The organism is Micromonospora sp. C81, assembly GCF_018070425.1.
GTDB lineage: Bacteria > Actinomycetota > Actinomycetes > Mycobacteriales > Micromonosporaceae > Micromonospora > Micromonospora zamorensis.
Window position 1 is genome coordinate 67,912 of sequence record NZ_JAGPXS010000002.1, and the last position, 15,622, is coordinate 83,533.

At 71.7% G+C, this 15,622-nt stretch carries 16 protein-coding genes and 1 pseudogene; 8 read left to right on the top strand and 9 right to left on the bottom strand.

Annotation, left to right across the window (positions count from 1 at the left end; translation table 11 throughout):
• Positions 1-47: 47 nt before the first annotated feature.
• Genes KBX46_RS03815 through KBX46_RS03830 form a run of 4 tightly spaced genes read right to left on the bottom strand, consistent with a single transcriptional unit; the run spans position 48 to position 3,541 of the window.
• On the bottom strand, positions 48-1,976 hold the full coding sequence (locus KBX46_RS03815) for an NADH-quinone oxidoreductase subunit L (protein ID WP_210790912.1): 1,929 nt from the start codon (positions 1,974-1,976) through the stop codon (positions 48-50).
• Positions 1,973-2,335 carry an NADH-quinone oxidoreductase subunit NuoK gene (gene nuoK, locus KBX46_RS03820; RefSeq protein WP_099848708.1) on the bottom strand — a complete coding sequence of 121 codons (363 nt, stop codon included), beginning with the start codon at positions 2,333-2,335 and terminating at the stop codon, positions 1,973-1,975. The genes KBX46_RS03815 and nuoK overlap by 4 nt, the downstream gene beginning before the upstream one ends.
• Positions 2,332-2,898, bottom strand: a complete 567-nt coding sequence (locus KBX46_RS03825) for an NADH-quinone oxidoreductase subunit J (protein WP_210790914.1) — start codon at positions 2,896-2,898, stop codon at positions 2,332-2,334. The genes nuoK and KBX46_RS03825 overlap by 4 nt, the downstream gene beginning before the upstream one ends.
• Positions 2,899-2,923: 25 nt before the next feature.
• Complete coding sequence (locus KBX46_RS03830) at positions 2,924-3,541, bottom strand: NADH-quinone oxidoreductase subunit I (protein WP_210790915.1); 618 nt, start codon at positions 3,539-3,541, stop codon at positions 2,924-2,926.
• A 95-nt stretch (positions 3,542-3,636) separates the two neighbouring features.
• Here KBX46_RS03830 and KBX46_RS03835 point away from each other — a divergent pair, with 95 nt between their 5' ends.
• Positions 3,637-4,212 (top strand): Uma2 family endonuclease, encoded by a 576-nt coding sequence (locus KBX46_RS03835; protein ID WP_088950265.1) that lies wholly within the window; start codon positions 3,637-3,639, stop codon positions 4,210-4,212.
• On the opposite strand, the gene KBX46_RS03840 is transcribed toward KBX46_RS03835, so the two are convergent.
• Positions 4,193-4,621 (bottom strand): ester cyclase, encoded by a 429-nt coding sequence (locus KBX46_RS03840; RefSeq protein WP_210790917.1) that lies wholly within the window; start codon positions 4,619-4,621, stop codon positions 4,193-4,195. The two genes, KBX46_RS03835 and KBX46_RS03840, sit on opposite strands and share 20 nt — an antisense overlap.
• 89 nt (positions 4,622-4,710) lie before the next feature.
• Between KBX46_RS03840 and KBX46_RS03845 the strand changes: the two genes are divergently transcribed.
• Positions 4,711-5,730, top strand: coding sequence for a glutathione S-transferase family protein (locus tag KBX46_RS03845; RefSeq protein ID WP_210790919.1), 1,020 nt, complete (start codon positions 4,711-4,713; stop codon positions 5,728-5,730).
• A gap of 9 nt (positions 5,731-5,739) precedes the next feature.
• Here KBX46_RS03845 and KBX46_RS03850 read toward each other — a convergent pair whose 3' ends face one another.
• Together KBX46_RS03850 and KBX46_RS03855 are read right to left on the bottom strand one after the other, a co-directional pair.
• Positions 5,740-6,702, bottom strand: coding sequence for a complex I subunit 1 family protein (locus KBX46_RS03850; protein ID WP_088950268.1), 963 nt, complete (start codon positions 6,700-6,702; stop codon positions 5,740-5,742).
• A gap of 242 nt (positions 6,703-6,944) precedes the next feature.
• Positions 6,945-7,541, bottom strand: a pseudogene (locus KBX46_RS03855) (NADH-quinone oxidoreductase subunit C); the annotation flags it as partial.
• 106 nt (positions 7,542-7,647) lie between these two features.
• On the opposite strand from KBX46_RS03855, the gene KBX46_RS03860 reads away from it, so the two are divergent.
• Positions 7,648-8,694 (top strand): glucose 1-dehydrogenase, encoded by a 1,047-nt coding sequence (locus tag KBX46_RS03860; protein ID WP_210790929.1) that lies wholly within the window; start codon positions 7,648-7,650, stop codon positions 8,692-8,694.
• A 16-nt stretch (positions 8,695-8,710) separates the two neighbouring features.
• Here the strand turns inward: KBX46_RS03860 and KBX46_RS03865 are convergent, their stop codons facing one another.
• Together KBX46_RS03865 and KBX46_RS03870 are read right to left on the bottom strand one after the other, a co-directional pair.
• Complete coding sequence (locus KBX46_RS03865) at positions 8,711-10,027, bottom strand: DUF2252 domain-containing protein (protein WP_210790931.1); 1,317 nt, start codon at positions 10,025-10,027, stop codon at positions 8,711-8,713.
• Positions 10,028-10,063: 36 nt separating this feature from the next.
• The gene (locus tag KBX46_RS03870) at positions 10,064-10,645 is read right to left on the bottom strand and encodes an NADH-quinone oxidoreductase subunit B (RefSeq protein WP_091402527.1); all 582 of its coding nucleotides are present in this window, start codon (positions 10,643-10,645) and stop codon (positions 10,064-10,066) included.
• Positions 10,646-10,780: 135 nt separating this feature from the next.
• Between KBX46_RS03870 and KBX46_RS03875 the strand changes: the two genes are divergently transcribed.
• The 5 genes from KBX46_RS03875 to KBX46_RS03895 all read left to right on the top strand — a co-directional run bounded on the left by KBX46_RS03875 (position 10,781) and on the right by KBX46_RS03895 (position 15,551).
• Positions 10,781-11,350 (top strand): SigE family RNA polymerase sigma factor, encoded by a 570-nt coding sequence (locus KBX46_RS03875; protein WP_210790939.1) that lies wholly within the window; start codon positions 10,781-10,783, stop codon positions 11,348-11,350.
• Positions 11,343-12,539: a hypothetical protein gene (locus KBX46_RS03880; protein WP_210790941.1), complete on the top strand. Its 1,197-nt coding sequence runs from the start codon at positions 11,343-11,345 to the stop codon at positions 12,537-12,539. The genes KBX46_RS03875 and KBX46_RS03880 overlap by 8 nt, the downstream gene beginning before the upstream one ends.
• Positions 12,540-12,677: 138 nt before the next feature.
• Positions 12,678-13,622, top strand: a complete 945-nt coding sequence (locus tag KBX46_RS03885) for a hypothetical protein (RefSeq protein WP_210790943.1) — start codon at positions 12,678-12,680, stop codon at positions 13,620-13,622.
• A gap of 191 nt (positions 13,623-13,813) precedes the next feature.
• Positions 13,814-14,374, top strand: coding sequence for an RNA polymerase sigma factor (locus KBX46_RS03890; RefSeq protein WP_088950275.1), 561 nt, complete (start codon positions 13,814-13,816; stop codon positions 14,372-14,374).
• On the top strand, positions 14,367-15,551 hold the full coding sequence (locus tag KBX46_RS03895) for a hypothetical protein (RefSeq protein ID WP_088950276.1): 1,185 nt from the start codon (positions 14,367-14,369) through the stop codon (positions 15,549-15,551). Before KBX46_RS03890 ends, KBX46_RS03895 begins: the two co-directional genes overlap by 8 nt.
• The last annotated feature ends 71 nt before the right edge of the window (positions 15,552-15,622 follow it).

A 15,622-nucleotide genomic window follows, 5' to 3' on the forward strand; every position in this document is an offset into this window, starting at 1 on the left:
CTTCGCTCGCGACTGCGGGGCTCGCAAACCCGGCTCACTCCTCGCGCTCACAGCTTCACCCCTATTACGGCGGCCAGCCCGATCAGCAGCGCGCCGGCCAGCACACCGGCGGCGGCCCGGGGCAACGCCGCTCGGTGCAGCGTGGCCAGCCCCGCGCCCAGACCGGACGCGGCCTGGCCGCTGCCCTCGACCGCGCCGTCCACCACCACCTCGTCGCCGGTGCGCGCTACGCGGGCCAGCGCGCGGACGGGACGTACGACAAGGGTGTGCTGGACGTCGTCGAGCCGGAACGCGCGGGCGAAGACCGGCCGCAGCGGGCCCAGCGCGACCGCCGGGTCGGCGGTCGGGTCCCGACGCCAGCCCAGCGTGACCAGCCCGGCACCGACCAGCAGCAACGCGAGCGGCAGCAGCATCCCCGGCCCCACGTGGACCAGGCCGTCCTCGGAGCCCGCCACCGGCACGGTCGGGAAGCGCAGGCGGTCGGCGAACGGCCCGACGAACCCGGCCAGACCGAGCAGCGCGGCCGGCACGGCCAGCAGCAGCACCGGCCAGCGCAGCACCGCCGGCGGGTCGTGCGGGCGGACCAGCGGCAGGCGTGGTGTGCCGAAGAAGGCGCGCAGCAGCAGCCGGCCGGCGTACCAGGCGGTGATCGCCACGCCGAGCAGCCCGGCCATCCACACCAGCCAGCCCACCCACGACGGTGCTGGGCCGGTGCCCTCCAACGCGGCGGACTCGGCGACCGTCAACACGCCGTCCTTGCTCCAGAAACCGGCGAGCGGCGGCACCCCGGCCAGCGCACCCAGGCCCACCACGGTGCACCAGAAAGTCACCGGCATGCTGCGCCGCAGCCCGCCCATCTCCGACATCAGGGTGGTGCCGACCGCGTGGATGACCACGCCGGCGGCGAGGAACAGCAGCGCCTTGAACGCGGCGTGGGTGAGCAGGTGGAACAGCGCCGCAGACGGGGAGCCGACCGCCAGCGCGCCGGTCATGTAACCCAACTGGGACACCGTCGACCAGGCCAGCACACGCTTGATGTCGTCCTGGGCGGTGGCGGCGAGCGCGCCGAGCAGCAGGGTGATCGCGCCGACCACCCCGAGCACGGTCAGCGTCACCGGCGCGGCCGTGAACAGCGGGTAGAGGCGGGCCACGGCGTAGACGCCGGCGGCGACCATCGTGGCGGCGTGGATCAGCGCGGAGATCGGCGTCGGACCGGCCATCGCGTCCGGCAGCCACGTGTGCAGCGGGAACTGCGCGCTCTTACCGGCGACACCGGCGAGCAGCAGCAGGCCGGCAGCGGTCAAGGTCACGCCGGAGTGGTCGTGGGCGAGCACGTCGGCGATCCGGAAGCTGCCCGTCGACACGCCCAGCAGCGCGATGCCGAGCAGGAAGCCGACGTCACCCACCCGGGTCACCAGGAACGCCTTCATCGCGGCGGCCGGCGCGCCGGGCAGTCGACGGTCGTGGGCGATGAGCAGGTACGAACAGAGGCCCATCACCTCCCAGCCGACCAGCAGCATGATCAGGTCGCCGGCGACCACCACCAGCAGCATCGCACCGGTGAAGAGGCTGATCTGGGCCGCGTACGGCGGGTAGCGGTGGTCGACGTCGATGTCGTCGTGCGGGCCGCGTCGCAGATAGCCGATCGAGTAGACCTGCACCGCCAGGGCGACCGCGGTGACCGCCACCGCGACCAGTGCGGCGGCGCCGTCCAGCCGTACGCCGAGGGTCACCATCAGCCCGCCGACGTCGACCCAGGTGGTCGACGTCTCCGTCGGCCCGTCGACAGTCAGCAGCAGCGCGACGGCCAACGCCAGCGCGACGGCCGCACCGGCGACCCCGAGCGCGACGGCCGTGCTGCGGGCCCGATCGCCGCCGGTCGCGCTGTTGCCCCGTGGGGCCGGTGGCAGCAGCAGGCCGAGCAGGCCGGCGGCCAGCGGTACGGCGGGCAGCAGCGCCCCGATCAGCCCGGTCACCGGCGAGCCTCCGTGTCCAGGACGGCCGGCTCTCGCCCGTCGAAGGGCTGCGCCGGCTCGGTCAGCGGCACGTCATCCACCGCGACGGTGGCCCGCAACCGGTAGAGCTGGAGGACGATCGCCAGCCCCACGCCGATCTCGGCGGCGGCGAGGACGATGACGAACAACGCGAAGACCTGCCCCGAGTGCGGCAGCACGGCGCGGGCGGTGGTGTCCGCGGTGACCAGGATCAGGTTGACCGCGTTGAGCATCAACTCGACCGACATCAGCACCAGCACCGCGTTGCGGCGGCGCAACACGCCGTAGACGCCGAGGCCGAACAGCAGCGCGGCGGTGACGTACGGGATGACCGGCCTCACCGGCGACCCCCGGGCTCGACGTCGACCCGGGCATCCGGTGCTGCCGTGGATTCGCGTTGCGGGGCGGGTCGGCCGATGTCCGGCCGGGACAGCACGATCGCGCCCACCAGCGCGGAGAGCAGGAGCACGGACAGCACCTCGAACGGCAGCACCCAGGACTGGAAGATCTGCTCCCCCATCCGCTCCGCGGTGCCCGCGACGGGAAGCGCGACGCTGCTCCAGCGGTACGCGTCGATCAGCAGGACGGTCAGCCCGAGCCCGGCGCCGCCACCGATCAGGGCGGCCGGCCAGCCAGGCCGGTCCAGGTCGTCGGAGGCACCGATCGGGGCCCGGGTCAGCATCACCGCGAACAGCAGCAGGACCACCACCGCGCCCACGTAGATCAGCACCTGCACCCAGGCCACCAGCTCGGCGCTGAGCACCAGGAAGTCACCGGCCAGCGCGCCCAGGCACACCACCAGGTAGAGCCCGGCCCGGACCAGGTGTTTCGTGGTCACCACCAGCACGCCGGCGCCAACCGCCACCGCGCCGAGGGCGAGCAGCAGCACATCCGCTCCGGTCACCAGGCTGCCTCTCCGGCTCGGGCGGTCACGACGCGGGGTCCTGGTCGGCGTCGGATCGTACCGATGGAGGGGCCGGACGGGCGGCGGCCGCCTTGCGCGCGGCGGCGGTCTCCTCCTTGGCCGGCTCACCGCTCGGGTCGTGCGCGGGCGGCGGCGGAACCGTGGCCATCCACTGACCCAGGTGGTCCTTGTCGTGCAGCAGGTCCTTGATGTCGTACTCGGCGTACTCGAATTCCGGTGACCAGTAGAGCGCGTCGAACGGGCAGACCTCGATGCAGATGCCGCAGTACATGCAGAGCGAGAAGTCGATGTCGAACTTGTCGAGCACGTTGCGCTGGCGGGGGCGGGCGGCGCCGGGCACCGCCACCTCCTCCTTGTGCGAGTCGATGTAGATGCACCAGTCCGGACACTCGCGGGCGCAGAGCATGCAGACCGTGCAGTTCTCCTCGGACAACGCGATCACGCCACGCGAGCGGGGCGGCAGCTCAGGGGCGACGTCCGGGTACTGCTGGGTGGTCGTCCGGCTGGTCATCGTCTTGAGGGTGACCGCCAACCCCTTCACCAGGCCCGCGCCGGGCAGGCCACGCGCGCCGGTGGCGCTGGCCGGGTCGCCGTGCTCGCTGGGGTCGCTCATGCCGACCATCCTGCCCTGTGGCCCCGGCGCGCGCGACCACCACCCACAGGTCCAGGGCGGTACCGTGGTCGCGGGGAGAACGAACGCACCTGGAAGGACCTGCCATGACCGCCGCGCTGCAGAGCGACTACCCGCCCGAGAGCGAGTGGACGACTGACGATCTGGATGCGCTGCCCGAGGATGGCCGCCGCCGGGAACTGCTCGATGGAGTGCTGCTGATGTCCCCCTCCCCCACCCGCACGCACCAAATCATCGCTGGGCTACTGATGGCCGAGCTGCACGCTGACTGCCCCGAGGGCTATGACGTGACCCAGGGCGTCGAGGTGCGGATCAACCGCACGCGGTCCTTCATCCCCGACGTGCTGATCACCACGGCCACCGCGGCGGCGCGGGAGCCGTCGAAGTACGAGCCACACGAGGTGGTCCTTGCCGTCGAGATCGTCTCACCGAGCACCCGCTCCATCGACCGGGTGTTGAAGCCGGCGCTGTACGCCCAGGCCGGCATCCCGTTCTACTGGCGGATCGAGACGCAGGGTGGCGCGCTGGAGGTCGTCACCTACCGGATCGACGCGGTGAACGAGGTCTACAGCGAGACGGGGCGGTGGACGAAGTTCGTCGACACCGGCGAGCCCTTCCCGATCAACCTGGCGATCAGTCGGATCACGCCCCGGGTCCGCTGACGACGGTCGGTGGGAGCATCTCGACGCCGAGCTGCTGGAGGAGCTGGAACAGCTCGTTGCAGCTCCACACCTCGACGATTCGGCCCGCCCCGTCGAAGCGCAGGAACGTCGCACCGGAGTAGCTGACCACCTGCCCGGTCGGCGGCACCGGCCCGAACTGCCCGGCGTGCGTGCCGGCCGCCCGCCAGTGCACGGCCACCCGCTCGCCGGCCGCCACCACGTCCACGATCTTGTAACGCAGGTCCGGGAAGGCCGCCCGCCGCTCCCGGTGCCAGGCCAGCGTCGCCTCCGGCCCGGTGCCGCCCAGCCCCGGGCAGTCCTCGGCGATCAACTCGTACGCGGACTCCTCCCGGCGCGCGTTCCACACGTCGGCGATGAACCGGCGGGCCGCGGCCTCCACATCCGTCATGCCGGCAGGGTAACCGGGTCCACTCCGCGTCGCTGAGCGGTAGATCCGTAAGGATGGGGTAGAGACACTGACCAGACCGGGAGGGTGACGTGGGCGAGGAAACAGGCGGGAAGTACGTCGAGCCGGGTGGCGAGTTCACCCGCGACCAGCGGTACATCGCCACTCGGATCACCGAGGACGGGCGGGACGGGTACCCGGTGGAGCCGGGCCGGTACCGGCTGGCGGTCAGTCGGGCCTGCCCGTGGGCCAACCGCCTGATCATCGTGCGACGGCTGCTCGGCCTGGAGGACGCCATCTCGATGGCGGTGGCCGGCCCGACCCACGACGCCCGGAGCTGGACCTTCGACCTCGACCCGGACGGGCGGGACCCGGTGCTCGGCATCGAGCGCATCCAGGAGGCGTACTTCAAGCGCTTCCCCGGCTACGAGCGCGGCATCACCGTGCCGGCGATGGTGGACGTGCCGACCGGGCAGGTGGTGACCAACGACTACGCGCAGATGAGCCTCGACCTGTCGACGCAGTGGGGCGCGTACCACCGCGACGGCGCTCCACAGCTCTACCCGGAGCACCTGCGGGCGCAGATCGACGAGGTCAACGCGGTGGTGTTCCGGGACGTCAACAACGGCGTCTACCGGTGCGGCTTCGCCGGCAACCAGGAGGCGTACGACAAGGCGTACCACCAGCTCTTCGACCGGCTGGACTGGTTGACCGAGCGGCTGACCGACCAGCGTTACCTGGTCGGTGACACCATCACCGAGGCCGACGTGCGGCTGTTCACCACCCTGGTCCGCTTCGACCCCGTCTACCACGGTCACTTCAAGTGCAACAGGCAGAAGCTGAGCGAGATGCCGGTGCTGTGGGCGTACGCCCGGGACCTGTTCCAGACCCCCGGTTTCGGCGACACCATCGACTTCGACCACATCAAGCGGCACTACTACGAGGTGCACCGCGACATCAACCCGACCGGGATCGTGCCGCTCGGCCCCGACCTGTCGAACTGGCTCACCCCGCACGGCCGGGAAACGCTGGGTGGCCGCCCGTTCGGCGACGGCACCCCGCCCCCACCACCAGCCGAGCCGGTAAACCCGGCACATACCCCGCTGCGCTGAGCGGCGCTCCTACAGGGCGACGCGGACGGCTGCCGTGAGGACCAGTTGGGCGAGGGACGCTGGCACCAGCACCAGCCAGCAGAGCCGCTGAAGCTGGTCCTCGCGCAGCCGGGGGTAGGACACCCGGAGCCAGATGATCACGAAGGACACGGCGAAGACCTTCAGCAGCGTCCAGAGCCAACCCAACTGGTCGTCCGCGAACGGGCCCTGCCATCCGCCGAGGAACAGCACAGTGGTCAGCGCGGCGATCACCACGATGCCGACGTACTCGGCGAGCAGGAAGAACGCGAAACGCAGCCCGGTGTATTCGGTCATGTAACCGAAGACCAGCTCCGAGTCGGCCACCGGCATGTCGAACGGCGGCCGGCGGATCTCGGCCACCCCGGCGACGAAGAAGATGATCATCGCGGGCGCCTGCCAGAGCAGCCACCACGGTTGCCACGCCTCGACGATGCCCGACAGGCTGAGCGTGCCCGCCGCCATCGCCACCGACGCGGCGGCCAGCACCAGCGGCAGCTCGTAACCGAGCAGCTGTGCGGCACCGCGCAGCCCACCGAGCAGGCTGTACTTGTTGGCCGACGCCCACGCCGACATCAGCACCGCCACCACCCCGACACCGACCACGGCCAGCACGAAGAACAAGCCGATGTCCAGAGGTTGCCCGACCAGGTCGTTCGGGCCGAGCGGGATGACCAGCAGCACCAGCAGGTAGGGCACCAGGGCCACCACCGGGGCCAGCCGGAACACCGCCCGGTCCGCCTCGCGTGGGGTCACGTCCTCCTTCTGCACGAACTTGACCCCGTCCGCGACCAGCTGGGCCCAACCGTGGAAGCCGCCCGCGTACATCGGGCCGAGCCGGCCCTGCATGTGCGCCATCACCTTGTGCTCGGCCTGGCCCACCAGCAACGGCAGGGTGAGGAACGCGACCAGCACGCCACCCACCCGCAGCACCAGCTCCACCCAGAGCGGCATCAGGTCGTACCCCCGTCGTCGTCGGTGCGCTCGGCGCGGGCCGGCGGGTCCGCGACCGGGCCGGGCGCCGGCTGGTCGGGTGAGCCCGGGCCGGCAGCGGGCGCGGGCTGCTCGGGCACGGCCGGGCCGTCCTCGGCCGCGGCAGACCGGGGAGTACGCGCCGGACGTGCCCCCGGAGCGGGCCGTGCCGGACGGTCACCGGCGGGTCTGGCCGGGGTGCCGCCACGCGGCCCCTCCCCCACACCACCCGCGCCGGCCGGGGTGGGCGTGGGGCCCCACTCACCCGGAGCCGGAACACCCGGCGGGCGGATCGGTCGACGCCCACCGCCGGCCTCCGACTCGCCCGGTTCCTTCGCGCCCGGCCAGGGCTTGGCCACCCGGGAAGCGAGCACGAACTCCTTGCGCAGCGGGTGACCCTCGAACTCCGGGGGCAGCAGCAGCGGACGCAGCTCGCCGTGGCCGGCGAAGTCGATGCCGAACATCTCGTGCGTCTCCCGCTCGTGCCAGGCGGCACCCGGGTAGACGTCCACCACAGAGGCGACAGTGGCCTCGGCACGCGGCAACCGGGTACGCAGCAGCACACCGTGCCGCAGCCGCGTCGACCAGAGATGCGCCACCACGTCGAAGCCCTCGGCCAACTCGTCGACGGCGGAGAGCCAGTCGAAGAAGTCGCAGGCCAGCTCGGTGTCGTCGCGGGCCGCGCGAACGGCGGCCAGCCAGCTCTCCAGTGGCACGTCGACGGTGGCCCGGGCGAACCGCTGCCCGCCGGAGACCGACGGGGTCGCCTCGACCGGCGCGAGCAGCGCCACCAGCCGAGCACCGATGGCTTCGGGAGTCATGCCGCTGATCCTAGTGCCGACCGGGCCCGGGCCCTGGCCGCCGCCGATGCCAGATGATCTGCCGGCTTTGGGCGCGGCGCAGCCCCCGGCGGGGAAAGATGAGGGCGTGCGCGCTGTGACTGTGAAACCCGGGGTCGCCAACTCGCTGAACCTCGTCGAGGATCAGCCGGAGCCGGCTGCCGAGGAAGGCTCGGTCCTGGTCGAGGCGCTGGCGGTGGGGATCTGCGGCACCGACCACGAGATCATCGCCGGAGAGTACGGCGAGGCGCCACCGGGGCGGGACCGCCTGGTCATCGGGCACGAGTCACTGGGCCGGGTGATCGAGGACCCGAGCGGCACCATGCAACCCGGCGACCTGGTGGCCGGCATCGTCCGGCATCCCGACCCGGTCCCCTGCCCCAACTGCGCGGTCGGCGAGTGGGACATGTGCCGCAACGGCCAGTACACCGAACACGGCATCAAGGCGCTACCCGGGTTCGCCCGTGACCGCTGGCGGATCGAGCCCCAGTTCGCGGTCGCGCTCGACCCGGCGCTGGCCCAGGTCGGCGTGCTGTTGGAACCGACCAGTGTGGTGGCGAAGGCCTGGGACCACATCGAGCGGATCGGGCACCGGGCCGAGTGGCAGCCGCAGACCGTCCTGGTGACCGGGGCCGGGCCGATCGGGCTGCTGGCCGCGTTGCTCGCCACCCAGCGCGGGCTCACCGTCCACGTGCTGGACCGGAACACCGACGGGCCGAAGCCGGAGCTGGTCGCCGGGCTCGGCGCCACCTACCACACGGTGCCGGTCAACGACCTGCCCTTCGAGCCGGACGTGGTGATCGAGTGCACCGGTGCGCCCACCGTGGTCCTCGACGTCATGTGCAAGGCGGGCCCCACCGGGATCGTCTGCCTGGCAGGGGTGTCCAGCGGCGGCCGGACCATCAACTTCGACGCCGGCGCACTCAACCGGGAGCTGGTGCTGGAGAACAACGTGGTGTTCGGCTCGGTGAACGCCAACCGGCGGCACTGGGACATGGCCGCGCAGGCGCTGGCCGGCGCCGACCAGGTCTGGCTCGAGTCGCTGATCACCCGTCGGGTGCCGGTGAACAGGTACGCCGACGCGTACACCCCGGGGCCGGACGACATCAAGGTGGTGCTGGAGTTCGCGTCCTGAGCGACGCCACGCCCGATCAGATGCCCGGCAGCCGGCCGTTGCGGAACAGGTCGACGAAGAGCTGGTGGTCCTGCCGGGCGCGCACCCCGTACGCGTGGGCGAAGTCCACCAGGTGGGCCACGAAGCCCGGCTCGTCGGCGTCCACCGCCGCGACGATCGCCTCCTCGGTGGAATAGTCCACCAGGTCGTGACTGGACTCGTCGTCGGCGACCGAGTGCATCCGGGCCACCGCCCGACCGAGGTCGACGAGCACCCCGGTCAGCTCCTCCGGCTCGTTGACGTCCGACCAGTCCAGGTCCGCGGCGTACGGGGAGACCTCCGCGACGAGCTGCCCGGCCCCGTCCAGCTCGGTGAAGCCCAGCCACGGGTCGGCGTGCGCCTGCAACGCCCGCTGCGACTCGGCTGTCCGGTGACCCTGGTGCTGGAAGTAGCCGCGGACCGACTCGTCGGTGACGTACCGCGCCACCGCCGGCACCTGCGCCTGCTTCATGTAGATGACGACGTCGTTCTCCAGGGCCTGGGTGTGCCCCTCCAACAGCAGGTTGTACGACGGCAGCCCGGCCGAGCCGATGCCCACCCCCTTGCGCAGCACCACGTCCTTGATCCGCGCCGCCACCGGCCGAAGCTGCGTCGAAGCGTTCGGCAGGGTGCCCAGGTACTCCTGGAAGGCGGCACGCACCCGGTCCCGGGTGGCGTCGTCGATCTCGAAGACCCCGTCACCGATGGAGAACCGTCGCTCGTAGTTGTCGATGGTGGTCTGCGCGGCCAGCAGGTCGACGCGGGTGTTGAGCCGGGCCTGCTGAAGCACCCGGCGCAGCACACCGTCGGCATTCTCCAGGGTGATCGAGCCGATCGCGTCGTCCCCTCCGGCGGCGATCGCCCGCAGCTCGGTCAGGTACGACCGGGCGAAGCCGGCCACCAGATCGCCGATCGCCGTGTCGGAGAGCGCCTTGCCGTAGCCGAGCAGCGCCACGCTGGCCGCGAGCCGCCGCAGATCCCAGGTGAACGGCCCGACGTACGCCTCGTCGAAGTCGTTGACGTTGAACACCAGCTGCCCGGAGGCGTTCATGTAGGTGCCGAAGTTCTCCGCGTGCAGGTCACCGTGGATCCACACCCGGCTGGTCCGCCCGTCCAGGAACCGGTCGTCGGCGAAGTCGCCGAGCTGGTCGGCGTAGAACAACGCCGCGCTGCCCCGGTAGAAGGCGAACGGCGACGCGGCCATCTTGCGAAACTTGCGGCGGAAGGCGGCCGGGTCGACAGCCATCGACGCGCCGAACTCCTCGGTGAGCACGTCGATGATGTGGGCGGACCGCTGGTCCACGGAATTGCTCATAGTGCGCAGGCTAGCCGGGCCCGGCGAGCACCGGAGTCAGCTCGCGGTGGGTGGGCGTACCGGCGGGGCCGTGAGCGAGTCGACCGAGCGTGGCGCGGCGGCCTCGCGGGGCGGGGCGTCCAGCGGCGCGGCGAGCACATCGCGCTGGGGCACTCCGCCGATGCCGGACTGCTCGGCGGCGATCTTCTCCTGTAGGCGCAGGATGCCGTGCAGCAGCGCCTCCGGGCGCGGCGGGCAGCCGGGCACGTACACGTCGACGGGGATGAGCTGGTCGACGCCCTTGGTCACCGAGTACGAGTCCCAGTAGGGGCCGCCGCAGTTGGAGCACGCGCCGAACGAGATGACGTACTTCGGCTCGGGCATCTGGTCGTAGAGCCGCTTGATGGCCGGGGCCATCTTGTCGGTCACGGTGCCGGAGACGACCATGAGGTCGGCCTGCCGGGGGCCGTGCGCGAACGGGATCACGCCTAGCCTGATGAAGTCGTGTCGACCCATGCTGGTGGCGATGAACTCGATCGCGCAGCAGGCCAGCCCGAAGTTGAAGACCCAGAGCGAGTAGCGGCGCCCCCAGTTCAGCACGAACCGGATCGGCTCACCGAGCACTGCCGGTAGCTGCACCTCGGGCCTCCCTCAGCTGTCTCCGAGTCGACAGTCAACCACAGGCACCACGGCGGCAACCCGCGCAACCGATACCCGCGTCAGGGCGTGTGACCGACGTGACCGCGTTGGCGGCACGCGTACGGGGAGGACCAGATGACGGTGATGAGGGAGCCACGGCTCGACGAGCCGCCACCCGAGGGGACCGCGGAGCGGTCGGCGCGCTCGCAGGAGCGCGAGGTGATCGACTTCGACGGGCTCTACCATGCGCACTTCCGGTCGTTGACGCTGCAACTCGCCGCCTACTGCGGTGACCTGTCGCAGGCACAGGACCTGGTGCAGGAGGCGTTCTGCCGTGCGTTCGCCCGCTGGTCGCGGGTGTCCCGCTACGACGATCCGGTGGCCTGGGTGCGTCGGGTCTCCTGGAACCTGGCTACCAGCCGCTGGCGGCGGCTGCGGACAGCCCAGTCGTGGCTGCACCGGCAGCGCGAGGAGCACATGCCGGGGCCGGGGCCGGACCGGGTCGCGCTCACCGCCGCCCTGGCCCAGTTGCCGAACAACCAGCGCCGCGCCGTGGTGCTGCACTACCTGGCCGATCTCAGCGTCATGCAGATCGCGGCGCAGGAGGGAGTGCCGGAAGGCACTGTCAAGTCCTGGCTGCACCGAGGACGGGCAGCCCTAGCGGTCAGCCTGGCCACCGCGAACGAGGTGAACGACAATGACTGAGCTCGACGATATCCTGGTCGGCGGCGAGTTCGCCGCGTTCCGCGAGGCGTACGCCCCGGCGGTGCACCCGGCCGGGACGGCTGCGGTGCGGGAGACAATCCGCCGTCGGCGCCGGCGTACCTCGATGGTCACCGCGGCGGCCGTTGTGCTCGCCGTGGCGATCCCGGTGGGCGCGAACGCAGCCCTGCACCGGCCGCCCGAGCCCGGACCGGCTCAGACCGTGACTCCGACCCCGTCGGGGACGAGCGCCTCGCCCACCCCGCCCACCTCGCCCGCACCGAGCACGGCCAGCCCCACCTCGGCCGCGCCGGACGGCCGGATCACCCGGTCGCAGCTGCTCGCCGCCCGACTCGCCCTGCCGCGCTGGCCGCAGGGCGCCCCGACGACCTGCCTCACCGACGAAGTCCGGCTCCGGTCCGGGTCGCAGCAGGACTCGGTGCCGACGCTGCTGGGCGACCCCCGCTACGCCGACCTCGACGGCGACGGTGCCACTGAGACGGTCGCCCTGGTCGCCTGCCGCCAAGGCGAGGCCTCGGCCAAGCAGGTGATCGCCTTCGACCGGGACGGGGCCGGCCGCGTGGTCACGATGGGCCGAGTGGTCGGCACCCGGGAGGGGATGGACGACGTCACGGACTTCGCCGTGCAGGCCGACGGAGAGATCCGGGTGCACGTGGCGGACATCCAGCCCTGCTGCAGCACCCCGGAGTGGGCGCCGCAGCGGCAGTGGCGGACGTACGCCTGGACCGGCGAGCGGTTCGACCAGACCGCCGGGCCGACGAAGTTCGGGGTCGACCCCCGGCTGACCGACCTCACCCTGACGGCCGGTGACCTGATCGTCGGGGCACCGGACGCGAAGGGCAAGCGGGCCGCCACGGTGACCGTCACGGTGGTGAACAAGGGACCCGTAGACGTGCCCCTGCTCGGGTTCAGCAACTTCTACACAGTTGGGGAGCCCGCCGGCGGGGACCTGGCCCGGTGCCGGGAGGTGCGCTCCGATGGGCCGGACGCCTGCGTCCTGGACGGCCTGCCGGCCGGGGATCGGAAGACGTACACCTTCACGTTCCGCTACGCGCCGCCGAGCATCGACAATCCGCCGAACCTGCAGGTCATCCACTACGACTCCCAGGAGCGGTGGTGGAGCGACCTGAAATGGACTGACAACGAGGTCGAGCTGAAGACGGCCGGCTAGCCGCGCGACGACCCGGGCCGCGGTGTCAGATTGGCGACAGGCGCAGCCGCAACCAACCATCCACATAGGACGTGTGCACACCATCGGGCGACGGAGATGCCGCCGCCCAGCAACGGGGATCCACGGGAGGACTTCGACATGACCACACGCACCGTACGGCGGCTGGCCGCCCTTGTGCTCGGCCCGGCAGCGGCGCTGCTGGCGTTCAGCGCACCCGCGGCGGCGGCACCTGCCGGCCACGGCCTCGACGCTGACGTCTCGGTGGGCCAGCTGGTGCTCAACCCGACCGAGCGCGGTTACCAGGGCAACCTGCCGATCACGGTGACGAACCGCGGTCGAGCCGACACCTACTTCAGCGTCACGATCGTCGAGCCGGTCGCCGGCTCCATCGGCAACCTGTCGCCGGACAGCGCGTGCGGGTTCCAGGGCCTGCAGGACAACCGCCGGGTCGTCAACTGCTCGGTGCCCGGCGACAACCTCAAGCCGGGCGAGCGGCGGTCGTTCACTGTCGCCTTCCAGGCGCTCACCACGCCACGCGGCGTCGCGATGATCGCGAGGGGAGGCAGGGTCGAGGTGAACGTCGGCGACGGCAGCGAGGCGATCGGGGACACGGAGAGCTTCGCCGCGCGCTTCCGCTCCACCTCGGGCTCTCTGCGCAACCCCGTGCCGTACGTGCAGGACAGCCAGGCACGAGCGTCGATCAGCACGGCCGCCGCGGCCACGCTGGTGCGGCAGGAGGACGGCAGTTACCAGGGCCGACTGCCGGTGACCGTCCGGTGGGCCGGTGACGCCGCGCACGATCTCCTCTTCGGCGAAGCGACCACGTTGCCGGCCGGCGTGCAGATCTGGGGCACCGACCCGCAGGACATGCCGAGCTTCTTCACCAACTTCGTCGTCCCGGGTGGGCGCTTCATGGCCGGCGAGGAGCGGAGCTTCGATGTGCTGCTCCGGGCGGAGCCCGGCACCGTCCCGGGTGATCTCGGTGCCGCCACCTTCCAGCTCGACACCCAGTGGGACAGCATCGTGGTGGCGGACGCCAACCCGGCCGACAACACCGCCTCGTTCACCGTGGCAGCCGCCTGATCACGAGGCACCGCCCGACCAGGGCCCGGGACCACTGCGGTCCCGGGCCCTCGTCGTCGCCGGGGTCGCACCCGAGCAGCTGTCCGGGACCCGACAGACAGTTCCGCCGGTACCCCGCAACCGGCTGGCGCGTCCGGCTGTGTGATCGATGCGGGCGGACGTACGCCCGTGGCTACCGCGGGGGAGGACGGGTGGTTGTGACGAGAGACGAAGGTGTGGGCGGGCGTCCACCGGACTGGCCGGGAACCGCCGTCCTACCACCGACGAAGCTGGTCTTCGACGACTTCTACCACGCGCACTTTCGCGGGCTGGTGGTGCAGCTGACCGCATACACGGGCGACCGTGGGCAGGCGCAGGACCTCGTCCAGGAGGCGTTCTGCCGGGCCTACACCCGCTGGGACCGGCTCGCCGGGTACGAGGATCCGCTGGCCTGGGTTCGTCGGGTCGCCTGGAACCTCGGCCACAACCGGTGGCGGCGACTGCGGACCGCCCAGTCGTGGCTGCTGCGGCAGCGGGAGACACACGTCGCGGGGCCGAGCCCCGACCGGGTCGCGGTCGACGCCGCACTGGCGAAGTTGCCGCCGAAGCAGCGGCGGGCCGTCATCCTGCACTACCTCGCCGACCTGACGGTCGCCGAGATCGCCGACCAGGAGCGGGTCGCGGAAGGGACCGTCAAGTCCTGGCTGCACCGGGGCCGGGCGGCACTCGCGACCCACCTGCACGACCCCAACGAGGAGGTGCGGGATGTCTGAGCAGGAGCCCCTCGGCATCGCCGAGGAATTCGCCCGCTACCGCCGTACCGTGCTGGCGGAGGTCGAGGCGCCCGGGCCCGCCGCCGTCCGTCGGGCCGCACGGCAGCGCGGCCGGCGCCGGCTGGCCGCGACGACCACGGCGGCGCTCGCGCTGCTCAGCGGTTCCGCCATCGGGTACGCGGCGACGAACGGCCCGGACCCTCAGCCGGGCCCGGTCGAGCCGACGCCGAGCGTGTCGGCGTCGCCGACGCCGAGCGACATCCCCAGTCCCTCCGTGACCAGCGCCAGCCCGACCTCGACAGTGCCCGACGGTCGCATCAGTCGAGCCAAGCTGTTGGAGACTCCGGTGACCCTGCCGGCGTGGCGGGCCGGTCCGGGCTGCCCGACGTCACAGATCCGGCTCACCGCTGACGCTCGTGAGGGCACGAACTGGCTCATGGTGCTCGACCACGGGGACGTGGACGGGGATGGTGCGGTGGAAACCGTGGCGCTCGTGCAGTGCGTGCTCGGCACGGGCGGACCGATGCAGGTGGTCGCCTTCGACCGGAACGAGGACAACGAGGTGATCACGCTCGGCCGCGTGGTGGCGAGCACCCGCGACAAGCCACAGTGGCTGTTCGCACTTGATGTGGTGGACGGCGGCACGGTTAGGGTGCAGGTCGGCGACCTCGCGCCCGGGGGCGGCTGGGACGCCAGGTGGTCGCAGCGGCAGTGGCGGAGCTATCGCTGGACGGGTGACGCCTTCGCGCAGACCTCCGGGCCGACGACCTTCGGTCCGAATCCACACCTCGTGAACCTCTCGGTGACGGCCGCCGACTTCTCCTGGGGTCCGAAGGAGCCCGACGGGACCCGAACCGGCACGATGGAGGTCGTTGTCCGCAACGTCGGTACGACGCCCGCCGCCCTCGTCGAGTTGAACCTGGGCTTGCAGCCCGGTGCCGTCGCCGAGGGCGGAGGCTGGTCCGTCTGCGCGGGCGGACCCCCGTCGAAGTCGCCACTCACCTGCCGCATCGGACCCCTCGCTCCCGGTGCTACGCGCACCCTCCAGCTCGGGCTGCGGGACAAGAGCACGATGAGCGGCAGCGGCATCGCCCGGGTCAGGCCGATCGGTGCCGCTGACAACCCGCTGTTCGAGTCGGCGCAGGAGGACAACGAGGACCGCTACCGCTACCGATGAACCATCCAGTGGTACGGCACGCCCGAATTCCCGGCGTGCCGTACCACCGTCCGTGGCTGCTCCGGACGACG